The sequence below is a fragment of the Brucella sp. IR068 genome (assembly GCF_049065885.1).
Classification (GTDB): domain Bacteria; phylum Pseudomonadota; class Alphaproteobacteria; order Rhizobiales; family Rhizobiaceae; genus Brucella; species Brucella intermedia.
Genome location: NZ_JBAKHE010000009.1, coordinates 39,208 through 54,820, shown reverse-complemented (window position 1 = coordinate 54,820; position 15,613 = coordinate 39,208). Strand labels below are relative to the sequence as shown.

Below are 15,613 nucleotides of genomic sequence, written 5' to 3'. Positions count from 1 at the left end.
CGCGGACGAAACGGTGACATCCCGTTTCTGCACGCAGCTTTCGCTCACAACTTCCGCACGCTGGGCCATTATTGTTCTTAGTCTATCGGCTCAAGTCTCAGTAGGCCCGTTTTCGAGAATGAGTTTTTCCAAATTTGCAGATCTATCGTTTGGTGCTGTTAAAACGCACTCTGATAAGCGCCGCCATCGATAACGAGATTCTGCCCGGTAATGAACCCGGAATGTTCCGAGCAAAGGAAGGCGCATGCCTGCCCGAACTCCTTTGGCTGGCCAATTCGCCCGGCAGGAATTGCCGACGCTCGCTTCGCAGCTTCCGCATCGGGCGTTGTGCCATTCTTCTGGGCGGAAAATGCAAAGCCGCTGCGAAGCCGGTCTGTGTCGAAAGCGCCGGGGAGAATGTTGTTGATCGTCACGTTGGAGGCTGCGACCGTACGGGCGACACCGGCGAGAAACGCGGTGAGACCGGCGCGAGCCCCGGATGAAAGATCGAGGCCAGGAATAGGCGCGTATACAGACGTCGATGTGATGTTGACGATACGACCGAACCGGCGCTCGACCATTCCGTCGATCACGGCTTTGATCAACTCCAGAGGAGTAACCATATTCTGCGTTACACCTTGAAGGATCGCATCGCGGTCGAGAAGGCGGAAATCCTTAAAGGCCGGCCCGCCGTTATTGTTGACGAGAATGTCAGGCGCAGGACAGGCGGAAAGCAGTTCAGCCTGTCCTTCAGCGGTGGATACATCCGCGGCAACAGCGTCAACCCTTACATTAAATGCCTGCCGAATTGCTTTCGCGGTTTCTGCGAGGGTTTGCTCATTTCGCCCATTGAGAACCAGGTCGCACCCGGCCTCGGCGAGTGCCTCTGCACAGGCTCGTCCGAGCCCCTTGCTGGAAGCGCACACAATTGCTTTTCGACCTTTCAGGCCCAAATCCACGGCTTCGTCCTCGCAATTCGTTCAGTTTTCAAGACATGCCACCAAGCAAGCAGTCTGATCAACCGGATTCTGGTTCATCGGCTCATATGTCCACCTTTTAGGTCAGAAACCGTGTTACTCGAGAACAAAATTTAGTGAGTTCCGCTATTCAAGCGGAGGCGTAAACTCTGCCCTTGGCCGTATCAGCGATCCACTATCCGCCTGTTCCAGCGCATGAGCGAGCCAACCTGCGATGCGCGCGAGCGCAAACAACAACAGTGGCGCATCCGACGGCAGTCCATAGATTTCAGTCACTGCGGCGAGGGCGAAATCGACATTCGGTTTCTCACCAAGAATATCTGCAGCGCTCTGTTCAAGATCGCGATAAGGCGCGGGCAGTTCCAGATGTTTCAGCAGGGCGGAAGCACGGATATCCCCGGTTTCGCCGTAAAGCGGATGGCCGAACAAATGAAATTGGGCACCTTGCCTGAGCAGGTCCTTGATGGTGGCTTCGGCGCCTATCTGACGGGCTTGTGCGATAATTGTCGTTGCGGCAGTTGCGGCACGTCCATGTCGCGGGCCGATCAAAGTAGATAACCCGGCAAGAACTGCTGCGGAAAGTGGCGCTCCTGTCGAGGCCGCAACGCGGGTGGCAAAGGCTGATGCGTTGAGTTCATGATCAGCCAGAAGCACCAGTACGCGCCGGATCACATCGCTCGCCCGCGGCTTTTGCCAGGCTGACGCAACGCGTTCATGCATAGGGGCGCTGGATGAGGGAACGTCAAGGATCGTATTGTGGAATAACTGCAGCAGAGCGAAAGCCTCTTGCTGCAGGATTGCCGTGGAACGTCCGGAACTGGGCAAATCGTTCGCTGCCTGAATGGCAAAGACGGTAAACAGCCTTTCCAACGGCGAAGATTGTGACTGATGTCTGCTTAGCTTCGTCTCGTCGAGACTGCTGGCACTGGTATCGAAATTCATCTGCCATAGCAGGGCGGCCACTTCTTCCAGGGTTGCTGTTTCGGACAGTTCGGCCGCGTCACGACCGCGATAGAGCAGGCGACCGTCGACAATGGTCGAAATGCCCGAACGCATGATGGGAAGCCCCCAACGAATAGTATCGGCAGCAACAACGCTGTCTCTTTTGCGACCGGGACGCCTCTCGGCCAATCGATGAACGTCCTCCGTTCTGTAGAGGCTGCGTCTGGGGTCGTCGGGCAGCGGCTTGGAACGAATGCGGCCGCGACTGACGTTGGCATAAAGGGTTTGCGGCTTTGTCTGAAGAATGGAAAGCGCTTCCTCCGCTGTGAGCCAGTTCATTATTGCTCCCAACATTGATCGATTTCATCAAGATTGACGTCAATTATACTTGGAACCAATGTCGAAAGGCAAACAAGGAGAAATACCATGAATAGCGGACTTGAAGATGTGGTTGCTGCCGAAACCGTGCTGTCTGATGTTGATGGGCTTGCAGGCAGGCTGGTCATCCGCGGTCGATCGCTGGATGATCTGGTCCCCCACAGCAGCGTCGAAGATGGAATTGAACTTTTGTGGGACGGATTCTTCGAACAACTCCCGACAGGAGAAGAGCTTCAGAAGGCGCTCGGCGAAGCCCGCTTGCAGGTATTTTATCACACGGATGCGCTTGATGACGCACTGATGGAATTGTCGCCGCTGGAAGCACTGCGTGCCTTGATGGCGCGCATCCCGGACGAGGACGATTTGACAGCCGCCTTGCATCTGATGGCCGCACCGGCGGTTTTCACAACCGCCATTTTGCGTGAACGAAAGGGGCGGCGCCCCATTCGCCCTGATCCCACACTGCCGCATAGTGCGGACATACTCCGCATGATGAATGCCGGAATGCCTGACGAAGTGGAAGTTGCCGGGCTGGATACTTATCTCATGGCGGTTTGCGATCATGGATTGAATGCCTCGACATTCGCCGCCCGCGTCGTGGCATCGACACGTGCCGGCCTGACTTCTTCCCTGCTCGCCGCAATCAGTGCGTTGAAAGGGCCGTTACACGGTGGAGCTCCAGGGCCGGTACTCGATATGCTTGATGCCATTGGCAGGCCTGATAACGCAGAGTGGTGGCTTGAATCGGCAATTGCCGACGGAGAAAGGTTGATGGGCTTCGGCCATCGGGTCTATCGTGTGCGCGACCCGCGTGCCGACGCCCTGAAAGGCGCCTTGAAGCGTATAGAATCCCTTGGGCATGAGCGTGGAAAACACCGGGTTGAGTTGGCGGAGGCGGTGGAAAAGGCAGCCATAGCAATTCTCAGGCGCCACAAGCCGGATCGGGCTCTCGAAACCAATGTCGAGTTCTATACCGCCCTTTTGCTTGAGCAACTGGGTTTCCCTCGCGAGGCATTCACCTGCGTCTTTGCAATGGGCAGAGCCATGGGCTGGATAGCTCACTGCCGAGAGCAGATCGCGACCAACAAGCTCATTCGTCCGCAATCGCGTTATGTTGGTCCAAAGGTGGAGCTCGTAGCTTGAAACATAGTTCGAAGCTGTGTGAAGTTGCTCACGGTACCATAAAAACAGCTGTCATATCGCTGTGACAGGAATCGGGTTTTCTGCGCTCAGATCAGGTTGCCATTGAAGGGGACAACCAATGAGCGCAGATGCTCCACAGCCCAGAAAACTCCGAACGCTCTTCATTTCGGATGTGCATCTCGGTTCAAAAGCAGCACAGGCTGAACTGCTTTTGGATTTTCTCCGTTATCATGAAGCGGAGACAATCTATCTCGTAGGGGATATTGTCGATGGATGGCGCCTGCGGCGCAATTGGCATTGGCCGCAGGAACATAATGATGTCGTCCAGAAGCTGCTTCGCAAAAGCCGCAAGGGCGCCAATATCATCTACATCGCCGGCAACCACGACGAATTCCTGCGAAATTTCCAGGGAACGCATTTCGGCGGCATCGAAGTGATGAACCGGGCGATTCATGAGACGGCGGACGGTCGCAAGTTTCTGGTCATCCATGGCGACCAGTTCGATGTAGTTGTCCGCAATGCTCGCTTCATCGCTTATCTCGGCGATTGGGCATATGACAGTGCAATCTGGATAAACACAGTGATGAGCCGTGTCCGCTCGCTTTTCGGATTGCGCTACTGGTCATTTTCGGCTTGGGCGAAATTCCGGGTCAAGAAGGCGGTCAATTTTATCGGCCAGTTCGAGAATGTGGTTTCTGAAGAAGCGCAGCGTATTGGTGTCGACGGAGTGATCTGCGGTCATATCCATCATGCGACGATCGAAAGCATGAATGGCGTCGAATACATCAACACGGGCGACTGGGTGGAAAGCTGCACCGCTGTGATCGAACATTTCGACGGTCGGATGGAACTCGTCGAATGGACCGAACGCCGTGACCACCGCCCGAAGGCAGGACGCGTCAATTCCGACAGCGAAGAGTATGACGAGGGCAGGATAATCCAACTGCCGCGCCCCGTTCGCGAATTGGCGAACCTTCGCCGATGAAGAAAATCGTCATCGTCACCGACGCCTGGCATCCACAAGTCAACGGCGTCGTGCGCACGTTGACCAAGTGTCATGATCTGATGATTGAACGGGGATATGACGTCACTGTCGTATCCCCATTAGACTACAGATCAGTTCCGTGTCCGACATACCCGGAAATCCGGCTGGCCTTGACGACACCGGGCGCGTTCAAGCGGCGCTTAAAAACCCTGCAGCCGGATTTCGTGCATATTGCAACTGAAGGCCCACTTGGATTTATGGCTCGGCGTGCCTGTATGAAAATGGGGTGGTCCTTCACGACGAGTTTCCACACACGGTTTCCAGAATATCTGCAGGAACGCTTTCCGGTCCCTCCGAGTTGGACCTACGCATTCCTTCGGCGTTTCCACAATGCAGCCCGGCACACGCTCGTGCCTACCCAATCCATACTGGATGACCTCAAGGCCCGTGGCTTTACGCAACTGGATCTCTGGACGCGCGGTGTCGACCGGACATTGTTCTATCCCCGACCCGAGGTGCTGAAGGAATTGCCCCGACCGGTGTTTATCTGTGTGGGACGGGTCGCGTCAGAAAAGAACCTGCCTGCATTTCTGGAACTCGATCTTCCCGGCACAAAGCTGATTGTCGGAGACGGCCCCTCCCTTAATGATCTGCAGACGCGGTTTCCAGAAGCGGTGTTCGTCGGGAAACGCGAAGGCGAAGCACTGGCCCAGACTTATGCCGCAGCCGACGTGTTTGTCTTTCCTAGCCGAACGGACACGTTCGGTCTCGTTTTGCTTGAAGCGATTGCATCCGGCCTGCCGGTCGCAGCCTATCCGGTCCCCGGATCACGAGATGTTGTCGGTGTTACCGGTGCAGGCGTTCTTTCCGAAGACCTAGGCAAGGCATGCTTGGCCGCCCTGGAGATGGAGCCGTTTGAGCCTGCAACAGTGCTCAAACAATTCACCTGGGATGCCTGCGCCGATATCTTTGAAAGTGCGCTCGCTCCGGTCAACGGGACAGGGAGCGAGAGCTATAAACGCGTAGATCAGCCCCAGACGGCAGCTTCCGGCGGATAGACCAGAGCGCCTTCATAACGCAGGCCGGGATTACGGTCATGGGCCAGAAGCAGCGGTCCATCTAGGTCGACCACATTGGCTTTCTGGGCAAGCAGGACTGCCGGCGCCATACCGAGCGACGTGCCGACCATGCAGCCGACCATGATCTCAAGCCCCAGGTCGATCGCCTTGTCCCGCATGATGAGGCCTTCCGTCAGCCCTCCCGCTTTATCGAGCTTGATGTTGACTGCGTCATAGCGTTTGGCAAGTTCTTCAAGGCCCACCGACGTATGAACACTCTCATCGGCGCATATAGTGACCGGTCGTTCGATTTCACTGAGAATCTGATCGTTGTTGGCTGGCAAGGGCTGCTCAATAAGGACGACGCCTGCTGCTGCGGCGGCGCGCATGTTCTCGGCAATACTGTCGGCTGTCCATCCCTCGTTCGCATCGATGATGATCCGGCTGTTCGGAGCAGCATCTGCGACGGCGCGGATTTTCTCTATATCGTTTTCACCGCCCATTTTCACCTTGATAAGAGGATAATGGGCGACTTTTGCCGCTGATTCCGCCATTTCGGAAGGCGTGCCGAGCGAAACGGTGATTGCCGTTTCGAGGGGGCGTGGCGGCATACCGAGCATATCGGCAACGCTTTTGCCCGATTGCTTTGCTTCGAGGTCCCATAGAGCGCAATCGACTGCGTTGCGTGCAGCCCCAGCAGGCATCAAACGCTGAATATCCTGTCGCGTCGCGCCGTTCTCGATAGCGGAGCGGACGGCCTCGATCTGGGCGCTTACGCTTTCGATACTCTCGCCATAGCGTGCGTAAGGAACGCATTCGCCACGCCCTTGACGAGAACCGTTGCTGATCGCACACACAACAACAGCGGCCTCTGTCTTGGAGCCTCTGGAGATTGTGAATTTTCCGGCGATGGGATAGCGTTCTACAGTGATATTCAAGGTATTGTGCATAGAGATGCCCTCTGGGACGCAGTATTTCGGTCGTTCAACGACTCGTATATGAGGTAGGCCATGTTGACCGACACTGCCGACAAAGCAAGAGCCACCGACAACTCTGCGCCGAAGATTGATTTGGCGGAGCACGACGGCGTGCGCCATATACGGATGAACGGTCGCTGGGTATCGCAGAGCGTCAATCTTGTCGATGACAAGGTGCGCCGCCTGGAGAACGCGGACAAGCGAGAAGCCACGATCATTGATATTTCTGGCGTGTCCGGTCTCGATACGGCAGGCGCCTGGCTCATTGAGCGTTTGCGGCAGCGTCTTGTCGCGCAGCAAGTGGAAGTGCAACTGGAAGGTGTGCGTCAATCCTGGGTTCCTCTTATGGAGGAAGTAGGGCAGGCCGTCGAGCGTACCCTGGATGTCCCACGCCAGAAAAAACCGTTCTTCCTTATTTCATTTCTGGCCGCGCTGGGCGGTGGCGTTGTTTCCTTGGGTAGTGACTTCAAGATGGCGATGCACATTCTTGGTGCCACCATCCGCGGAGCCCAGCTGAAATATGGACGCGGTAGCGGCATCCCCTTCGCTGCGATTGTCACGCAGATGGACCGCATGGGGGTGGGGGCAATTCCCATCATCATTCTGATGTCGACGATTGTCGGTGCAATCATTGCCCAGCAGGGTGCGTTTCAGTTGCGCTATTTCGGCGCTGAAATCTTTGTCGTCGATCTGGTCGGCATTCTGGTGTTGCGTGAGCTCGGCGTACTTCTGACGGCTATCATGATCGCGGGGCGCTCAGGAAGCGCCATTACAGCCGAAATCGGCTCCATGAAAATGCGTGAGGAGACCGACGCTCTTACGGTCATAGGTCTCAATCCGGTCGGCGTTCTGGTCTTTCCACGTCTCGTGGCGCTGGTCATAGTGCTGCCATTGCTCACCATCGTCTCCGATCTCGCCGCGCTGATCGGGGCAGGTGGTGTTGCCTGGTTCTATTCCAATATTTCGCCAGATGCTTTCATCAGCCGCCTGCATGACGCTGTGGCGCTGAACACTTATTTTGCAGGTCTTATCAAGGCCCCGTTCATGGCGATGATCATCGGAATTCTCGCTTCGGTAGAAGGTATGAAGGTTGGAGGCAGCGCGGAATCACTAGGACGCCGCGTGACTGCTTCCGTTGTGAAGGCAATCTTCGTGGTTATTGTTGTGGATGGTCTGTTCGCAATGTTCTATGCGGCTATCAATTTTTAAATGCAGCTTATGTTCTTTATTTTTAATGGGTTCTTTGAGACACAGTTGCACAGAAAATTGAACCCTCAATCCTGTTCACTGGTTCAGTCCGAAGCCAAGCTCAGCTAAAGAATGGTTATGGAGAACGGCATCGACCATCGGTCGCAACCGCAGGATGAAGACATTCGCCAGACGGCCGTGCCGATGATCTCGGTACGCGACGTAACGGTTTCGTTCGGACGCCAGACGGTGCTCGACAAGTTGTCTCTTGAGATTTATCGGGGAGAGGTGCTCGGTTTTATCGGCCCTTCCGGTTCGGGCAAATCCGTCTTGATGCGAACCATTCTTGGTCTCAATAAAAAGCAGACCGGGGAAATCGAGATACTCGGCCGCAATATTGATCAGTTGAACGAGCTGGAAAAGATGTCCATCGATATGCGCATGGGCGTTCTGTTTCAGCATGGGGCGTTGTTTTCAGCATTGAACGTTCTTGAAAACATTCAGGTTCCGATGCGCGAGTATCTTGACCTGTCACCGAAACTGATGGACGAGCTGGCGCGGCTGAAAATCGATCTGGTCGGCTTGAAGCCGGACACAGCGGAAAAATTTCCATCCGAGCTCTCCGGCGGCATGATCAAGCGCGCTGCACTGGCACGCGCGCTGGCCTTGGACCCGGACATCTTGTTTCTTGATGAGCCCACATCGGGACTGGACCCCATTGGTGCAGCCGAATTCGATGACCTGATCGCCAATCTGCGGGATACGATGGGGCTGACCGTTTATATGGTCACGCATGATCTCGACAGTCTTTTTGCAATCTGCGATCGGATTGCTGTGCTTGGAGGCAAGAAGGTGCTCGTCAGCGGCACTATTGAAGACATGCTGACGGTGGACGATCCGTGGGTTAAATCCTATTTTCGGGGCAAGCGTGCGCGTCAGATCGATCCGTCGGCGCCAACGAGACGGCGGCCCGGCAGCCGCTTGCAGACTGGATAAGATATGGAAACTAAAGCCAATTACGTACTGGTGGGTGTCTTTACGCTGATCGTCAGCCTATTGGCTTTCGCTTTCGTGTTCTGGATCGCCCGTTTTGGGGAAGCACGCGATTCTCTGGAACTTGACGTTCGTATTCCAGGCTCAGTCACAGGCCTTTCGATCGGAAGCCAGGTTCTGTTCAACGGTATCAAGGTTGGCGATGTACGGGCGCTGCATCTTGATGAAACCAATCCCGAAATGGTTATCGTCAAGACCCGCGTCAACGCGACCACGCCTATTACTCGCTCAACGGCAGCAACTCTTGGTTTTCAGGGGCTGACAGGACAGGCTTATATCGAGCTGAAGGGCGGCCGCCTCGATGAGCCCAATCTTCTGACAGAGGCTGCGAAGGTAGACAGTGTTGCCCGCATTGATGCCGACCCATCCTCAATCAACAATCTTCTCGCAACCGCGCAGGATATCGCTGCACGCGCAAATTCGGTGCTCGGTCAGTTGGAAGGCTTTGTGAAGGATGCGCGCGGCCCACTGACAGATACCATCAACAATACGAAGACGTTCACCGACGCTCTGGCGAAGAATGCCAACATCATTGAGGAACTCGGCCAGAATACCGGCAATATCAACCAGATCGTCACCGACGCCAAGGACATGATGGCTCGCTTGAATGCCGCGTCTGTGCGCGTCGATGCCATCCTGGCCAAGACCGACAAGCTTTTGTCCAGCGATGACAAGGATGGCGTTGTTGCCCAAGCGAAGGCAACACTGGAGTCCATCCGGCAGACGTCAGACAATCTCGACAAGCGACTGGGACCTATTGCAGACAATCTGCAGCGTTTTTCCGGACAGGGACTGCGGGATGTCCAGTCCGTTGTGGTTGACAGCCGCCGTTCCATTCAGCGCATAGAACAAGCTATCACCGATCTTGAGCGCAATCCCCAGCGTCTTATCTTTGGCGGTCAGGGGAATGTACCTCGTTATGACGGGAGGACGCGTCATTGAATTTCAAAACCGGCTTTAATGATATGAAATCACGTCGCGTCGTTCTCCGCACAGCTTCGGTTCCTTTTATTTTCGGCCTGCTTCTTGCCGGCTGCGGGACGACAACACCGCTCGACACGTTCAATCTGTCTGCGCCCCAGCCCGGTGTGACTTCACCGAGCCGCAAAAATGTGCAGTTGCTGGTTCCGACGCCAACAGCTCTCAAGGCGCTTGATAGCGAGAATATAGTCGTCAGTTCCGCACCGGGTTCCATCGAATATCTGAAGGGCGCCCAATGGGGAGACAGGCTGACAAACATCGTGCAGTCTCGTCTGGTGCAAGCCTATGAGAATACCGGTGTATTTGGCGGGATTGGCCGTCCGGGAGACGGACTGGCAATCAACTATCAGATCCTGACCGATCTTCGAATGTTCGGCATTCAGGCCTATGCCTCGCCAAAGCTCGCAGTTGTCGAGCTGGCCGTGAGGCTGATGAACGATAAGAACGGGGAGGTTCGTGCGACCCGTGTTTTCCGTACGGCCATTCCCGTCGGCAGCGCGACGAATGCAGCTTATGTGAAGGCGCTCGACGCCGCCTTTGAACGGACTGCCAGCGAAATCGTGAGCTGGACGGTGACGACGCTCTGAACCCGCGAAAGTTGATTGATGAGGAGGGCCGGCGATTAGAGCGGTCCTATTCTAACAGAATCGCCGGAACCGCTCTAACTATTTGTTCTATCCCATTATCCAACGCAAAACCGTTTCACACTTTTGCTGGAAATGCTCTAGTCGCTGGCCCTTTTTTATGGATTGACGCAGCCTGTTGCTGGCCGATAGTCCAACCAACAAAAAACGCGGCCCGAAGGCCGCGTTTTTCTTCATTTCCGTTTCTTAGCGGAGACGACCGCTTGCGTGAGCAAGCATTGTGTAGACTTTGCCGGTATCTGAAGTGAGGTAAGTCCGCGTTACCATGTTGTCACGGTCGTTGCGGGCGACGTCCTCGAGAAGACGCTGGAAGTCATCCATGTAGCGGTCCACGGCGCGGCGGAATTCGCCATCCGTCTGATACTTGCGCTTGATATCGTCAAAGGTCTGCTGACCTTTCAGCGTATAGAGGCGACGGGTAAAGACGTTCCGCTCACCACGACGATAGCGGTCCCACAGTTCCACAGAAGCTTCATGGTCGATAGCGCGCGCAATATCCACCGATAGCGAGTTCAGCGATTCAACGACATGGCTTGGCGAGCGAGGCGTTGCTGTCGGCTGTGCCTTGGGCTGCGCGGCCTCTTCTTCTTCACGGGATGCGCGGGCAAGGAGATCAGACACCCAACCACGCGGCTTTTCCGGTTGCGCAGCTTCGGATGATGCAGGCTGCGCCTTCGGCGCTTCGTAGACGCGCTGACGGAGAGCGACATCTGCCTGCGCCACAGGCGCCTGAACGGGAGCCGGACGAGCTGCAGCCGGTGTAGGACGCGAAACAGGGCGATCTGCGCGGCTTTCGCCGACATCTACCAGGCGACCGGACTTGTTGACGATTTCGGCCAGTTCCTTGAGCGCATTGATCTGCTCGCTCACGGCCTTGCGCATCGCCGTCGTTGTTTCCTTTGCCTCAGCAGGCATGTCCAGAACGCCGCGCTTCAATTCGCCACGCGTCGTATTGAGCTCGTTGCGGATTTCGCTGGCCGTGCGACGGATGTCGTCGGTTGCCGCAGAGAACTTCTGTGCAGCCTGTTCGACGATTTCCGAAACGCTTTCGCGCATCTTTTCGGCAGAAGAGCGGGTCTGGCCTTCGGCGCGCTGGAATGCAGATGCCACCAGTTCTTCGAAGGATTGCATCAGCTTTTCCACGCCTTCCGACTTCTCGACCAGGCCGGATGCCAGCTTGTCGAGCGCCTGGTGGCGATCTTCAAGCGTGCTGACGAGACCGTTCTGAGCCGAATTGATCATTTCGGAAGCCGAGGAAAGAACCTTTCCATGCTCTTCGAAGCGGTCGGCGATGTCTGCAATCTGAGACAGCGTGCTGTCCGAGATAGCCCGCAAAGTACCGATATTGCCGTCGATCAGGCCCGTGGAGGCCTGGAACATTTGCGCGGCGCGGTTGGTGTTTTCGACGAAGCTTGATGTCGTGTCGACAAGGCGACCATCAATGTCGGTAAGATTGCGCGTCGCTGCATCGATCAGCTTGCCCAACTCGCCGTTCGATGCGGCGAGACGGTCGATCAGTTCGCTGACATTATCGGAAAGTCCGGTTTTGGCCTGCTGGACAGCAGCAATTGTTTCTGCAGTCCGGCTCGCGAGTGCATTGACCAATGCGGCATTTTCCGAACGAAGTCTGTCGGTTGCGGCATGGGTTGCTTCTTCAAGCTGTTGTGCCAGCCCACGACCGCTATCAGCGAGCCGCTGCACGAGCGGCTCTGCCGTATCGTTGAGAATCTTGGTGATTTCCTGCGAACGGGCAGCAAGAACGGCGTTGAGTTCGCGGGTGCGTTCTTCCAGCGTAACCGCAGTCGTGTCGGTTACCTGTGCGATGCGTGCTTCGACGGAGCCGAGTTCCATCGTGATACGCGAACCGATGTCGCCCAAACGGGTAGCGATTGCATCGGCACGTTCTGCAAGACGGGTTTCGGTGCCAGCGAGATTGTCGGCAACGCTGGCCGAGAAGGATTCGCTGTGACCTGCGAGCGTCTCGCTCGTCTTGGACGCCGTATCTGCAATACGAGCCTCAATCGTGCTGAGTTCGCTGGTGAGGCGGTTTTCGATTGCTTCAAGCCCGCTCGCGATGGCATTGGCGCGTTCGCTGAGACGGCTCTCTGTTCCAGCCAGATTGTCGGCGACGCTGGCCGCAAAGGCCTCGCTGTGACCGGCAAGCGTTTCACTGGTTCTGCTGGCCGTGTTGGCGATGCGGGCTTCGATCGAGCCCAACTCGCCAGTGAGGCGGCTTTCGATCTCGCCGAGGCGACCGGCAATCGCATCGGCGCGGTCGCCGAGGCGGGCTTCCGTGCCAGACAGGTTATCGATCAGGCGTGCGCTGAATGCCTCACCGAAACCGTCCAGAGCTTCACCGGCCTTGGCTGCTTCAGCTGAAAGCGTGCTTGCTGCTTCGCCGATCTTTTCACGTAGCGTGCCTGCAACGATGCCGGCGCTTTGTTCCAGTGCCCGGCGGACATTGTCGACGCCGATGGTGAGCGCCTTTTCCATCGTCTGGGTGCGTTCTTCGATAATGCCGGTCTGGCCTTCGAAAGCGCGGCTAATAGCGGAACTGCTGTCGGCAATTGCATTGTGCAGGTTGGCCGTGCGCTGTTCCAGAATGTCGCTGTGATCCTGAAGCGTCTGGCTCAGCGAGGCGGTGCTTTCGCTCAGCGTCGAGCGGATTTCGGCGGCACGGGTTTCAATCGTGCGCTCATGACCGTCAAGAATGCCGGAAAGGGCATTGTTGTGGTCATTCAGAACGGTATGCAGGCCGCTCGTGCGTTCTTCGACCTGACGGATATGTTCACCCAATGTTGCGACGAACGTGTCGCGGCTGGCGCCGATGGACGCGTTCATGCTGCTGGCGCGCTCATCGAGAATACGCGCGAGCGTATCCTGATTGTCGGCGATAAGTGCCTGAAGCGAATTTACGCGTTCATCGAAGGTGCGGGCGAGAACTTCGCGATTTTCGTTGAAGTTATCCCGCATTGCGGCCGCGCGCTCATCCATCAATTGAGCAAGCATAGCCTGGTTGCCTGCAATGATGCCATGAAGCGTGGTGGCACGTTCTTCGAGCGAACGGCTGTGATCTGCGAAGCTCGCATCGAGCAGAGCAGAGTGGCTTTCCATTGTCTGGCGCAGCGCATGGGTCCGCTCTTCCAGAATTGCCGCATGGTTGTCGGCAACAGAATTGAGCGCCGATGCACTCGCGTTAACGGCATTTTCGATGTCACTTGTGCGTGCCGCAAGCGTGTCGGCGTGTCCGCGGATAACGGCGGAAACCCGTTCGGTTTCGCCTTCCAGCGATGCAGCGAGAACATCGCGGCTTTCGGCAAGCTTTCCGGCAAAGGCATCCGCCTTTTCGCCGAGGATGTTGCCGACGCTTTCGCCGATAGACGTCAGATCTTCACCGATCTTCGTCTTGGTTTCATCGATCATCGTGCTCAGCGAAGTGCGACCGCTGGAGAAGGTCTCTGCGATTTCGCGGGTACGGGCGATGAGATTTTCATTAATCTGACGCGAACGGGTTTCGAGAGCAGCGTTGAGTTTTTCAGTGCTGCTGTCGAGCGCATGTGCGCGAGCTTCGAATTCGGACAGAAGCGACCGGCCGCGCTCGGAAAGCGTGCTTTCGAGGTTGGCGAGGCGAGTGTCGAATTCGCTGACCATGGACTGCGTTGCGCCGCCAAGCAGATTGGCAATACCGGTCGTACGTTCGTCCAAAGCCTCAGCCAGACGGTCGGATACGGTGCGGGATTGTTCATCAAGTGTCGCGATACGTGTGTCCAGCAGGTTGGCAAAGGCTTCACCGGAAGTCGTGATGCGCGAGCCTATGTCTCCGGTGCGGGTTTCGATGGCTTCGGCAATAGCGCCGCCGCTTTCATTGATGCTGCCGATCAGGCGTTCGCCAGATTCGGTGAGCAGGGTGCTCAACTGTTGCGAGGCAGAAAGAACATTGTCGCGGATGATGTTGGAAGCGCTCGAAAGTTCTTCCTTGAGCTGTTCGTGCGCGCCCGAGATCGACGAACGCACGCGCTCGGCATGGCTGACGACAGCTTCACGCTCGTTACCGAGGTCACTAACCAGCGAACGAATGCGAACTTCATTATCGCTATAGGCGCGTTCCAGCTGATTGACTTCGGACTGAACAAGCGTTTCCAGCTCGACGGCCCGCGCCAATGTGCGTTCGATGCCTTCGTTCATGGCGGCGACTTCGCGACGCACAGCCTGTCCAAGAGTAGAAACGCGATCACCGGAAACAGCTTCCGGCTGGAGCAGCCGCATGGCAGCTTCCGACATGCTGCGCGCAGCCAGATGCATTTCCTGCGCACGCTTTACGAGCTGCGCAAATCCCCAGAACATGGCGACGGGCAAGGCTACACCAGCCACGACGCCGAGACCGGCGGGTGAAGTGAAGAAGTCCTTGGTGGCCTGCATGCTCGAGAAGACATCAGGATTGATGGCCTTGCTCAGCGCAACACCGCCAGCAGCCCAAAGCACGCTGATTGCGGTCGTGGTCCAGAACAGCTTCGACGAGTTTTCGGTCACGCGGCGTGGAGCTGCGATTATTGCTTTTTCACTGCGGGAATCGTCGTTTGCTGGCGTGAAGGTAGAGGAGGCGACATTGGCAGTCGTCGCGACAGACGGAGCGGAAACAGGCTTGCTGACCGGCTCTGGCGTGGGTGCTGCTGACTTCGAGGTATTGGCCGGCTTGTGCTGTACATTGGCCACGGCTTGCGCCACGGGACCTGCTGCTTTCACGACCGGCGGAACCGGTGGCGCCGCAGGCGTCGCAATCACGGAGGCTGTGGTGATGGTAGCGGCTTTTGCAGCGGTTTCCACTGGGGAAACGGCAGCGGGCTCAGCCGTTTTGGTCTTCTGTTCGGCAACTAGTTCTTCAGCCGCGCGCGAAATCTGCTCTTCCAGATCATCGACCGAGAAGCCTTCATCGAACGCACTCAAGTCCATATCCATATCAAGATCGTCACCGAAATCGATATCGAGTGCCTGTTCCAGTGCCTTTTCAACCTCAAGGTCGAGCTTCTGTGCCTTGGATTTGGAAGCCATTGTTTGCCTACCTCGTACTCATTACTGCGACGGCCGGACCATGAAAGAGCCGTTACAAAACTTTCTCCGCCATTTTGCATCGTATCGGGTCGTGCCTGTTAAGGAAATAGGCGTCTTTTGCCGATACCTAAAACTTTAAATACAAGGTTAACGGAAACCGGCTCAATTCGTGAAAATTCGACATTTCCGGCCTTCTGGCATTTACCAGCAAGTTGTGGAAATTGATCTGAACCATTGGGACTGCCTGAAAGAGCACCGC

At 56.3% G+C, this 15,613-nt stretch carries 11 protein-coding genes; 7 read left to right on the top strand and 4 right to left on the bottom strand.

The genetic code is table 11. The features are described 5' to 3' along the window. Nucleotides 1-158 precede the first annotated feature (158 nt). Both ACOWVS_RS15755 and ACOWVS_RS15750 read right to left on the bottom strand, forming a co-directional pair. Nucleotides 159-938, bottom strand: coding sequence for an SDR family oxidoreductase (locus ACOWVS_RS15755; RefSeq protein WP_075041950.1), 780 nt, complete (start codon nt 936-938; stop codon nt 159-161). A 144-nt stretch (nt 939-1,082) separates the two neighbouring features. Continuing rightward, complete coding sequence (locus ACOWVS_RS15750) at nt 1,083-2,237, bottom strand: citrate synthase (RefSeq protein WP_075041949.1); 1,155 nt, start codon at nt 2,235-2,237, stop codon at nt 1,083-1,085. 87 nt (nt 2,238-2,324) lie between these two features. On the opposite strand from ACOWVS_RS15750, the gene ACOWVS_RS15745 reads away from it, so the two are divergent. The 3 genes from ACOWVS_RS15745 (at nt 2,325) to ACOWVS_RS15735 (ending at nt 5,462) form a co-directional block, all read left to right on the top strand. Further along, on the top strand, nt 2,325-3,419 hold the full coding sequence (locus tag ACOWVS_RS15745; protein WP_075041948.1) for a citrate synthase/methylcitrate synthase: 1,095 nt from the start codon (nt 2,325-2,327) through the stop codon (nt 3,417-3,419). 118 nt (nt 3,420-3,537) lie between these two features. Then, the gene (locus ACOWVS_RS15740; protein WP_075041947.1) at nt 3,538-4,404 is read left to right on the top strand and encodes a UDP-2,3-diacylglucosamine diphosphatase; all 867 of its coding nucleotides are present in this window, start codon (nt 3,538-3,540) and stop codon (nt 4,402-4,404) included. Beyond that, complete coding sequence (locus tag ACOWVS_RS15735) at nt 4,401-5,462, top strand: glycosyltransferase family 4 protein (protein WP_075041946.1); 1,062 nt, start codon at nt 4,401-4,403, stop codon at nt 5,460-5,462. Before ACOWVS_RS15740 ends, ACOWVS_RS15735 begins: the two co-directional genes overlap by 4 nt. On the opposite strand, the gene dgcA is transcribed toward ACOWVS_RS15735, so the two are convergent. Further along, nucleotides 5,432-6,412, bottom strand: coding sequence for an N-acetyl-D-Glu racemase DgcA (dgcA, locus tag ACOWVS_RS15730; protein ID WP_075041945.1), 981 nt, complete (start codon nt 6,410-6,412; stop codon nt 5,432-5,434). The two genes, ACOWVS_RS15735 and dgcA, sit on opposite strands and share 31 nt — an antisense overlap. A 60-nt stretch (nt 6,413-6,472) precedes the next feature. Here dgcA and ACOWVS_RS15725 point away from each other — a divergent pair, with 60 nt between their 5' ends. From ACOWVS_RS15725 to ACOWVS_RS15710, 4 genes are all read left to right on the top strand, one after another. After that, entirely contained in the window at nt 6,473-7,648 is a 1,176-nt protein-coding gene (locus tag ACOWVS_RS15725; RefSeq protein ID WP_075041944.1) for an ABC transporter permease, read from the top strand. 111 nt (nt 7,649-7,759) lie between these two features. Then, nucleotides 7,760-8,623 carry an ABC transporter ATP-binding protein gene (locus ACOWVS_RS15720; protein WP_006466873.1) on the top strand — a complete coding sequence of 288 codons (864 nt, stop codon included), beginning with the start codon at nt 7,760-7,762 and terminating at the stop codon, nt 8,621-8,623. 3 nt (nt 8,624-8,626) lie between these two features. Beyond that, a complete protein-coding gene (locus tag ACOWVS_RS15715) occupies nt 8,627-9,622 on the top strand; it encodes an MlaD family protein (RefSeq protein ID WP_006466872.1) in 996 nt (331 codons plus the stop codon). A gap of 23 nt (nt 9,623-9,645) precedes the next feature. Next, nucleotides 9,646-10,248, top strand: a complete 603-nt coding sequence (locus ACOWVS_RS15710) for an ABC-type transport auxiliary lipoprotein family protein (protein WP_075041974.1) — start codon at nt 9,646-9,648, stop codon at nt 10,246-10,248. Nucleotides 10,249-10,491: 243 nt separating this feature from the next. On the opposite strand, the gene ACOWVS_RS15705 is transcribed toward ACOWVS_RS15710, so the two are convergent. Then, nucleotides 10,492-15,354 carry a kinesin gene (locus tag ACOWVS_RS15705; RefSeq protein WP_075041943.1) on the bottom strand — a complete coding sequence of 1,621 codons (4,863 nt, stop codon included), beginning with the start codon at nt 15,352-15,354 and terminating at the stop codon, nt 10,492-10,494. Nucleotides 15,355-15,613 lie beyond the last annotated feature (259 nt).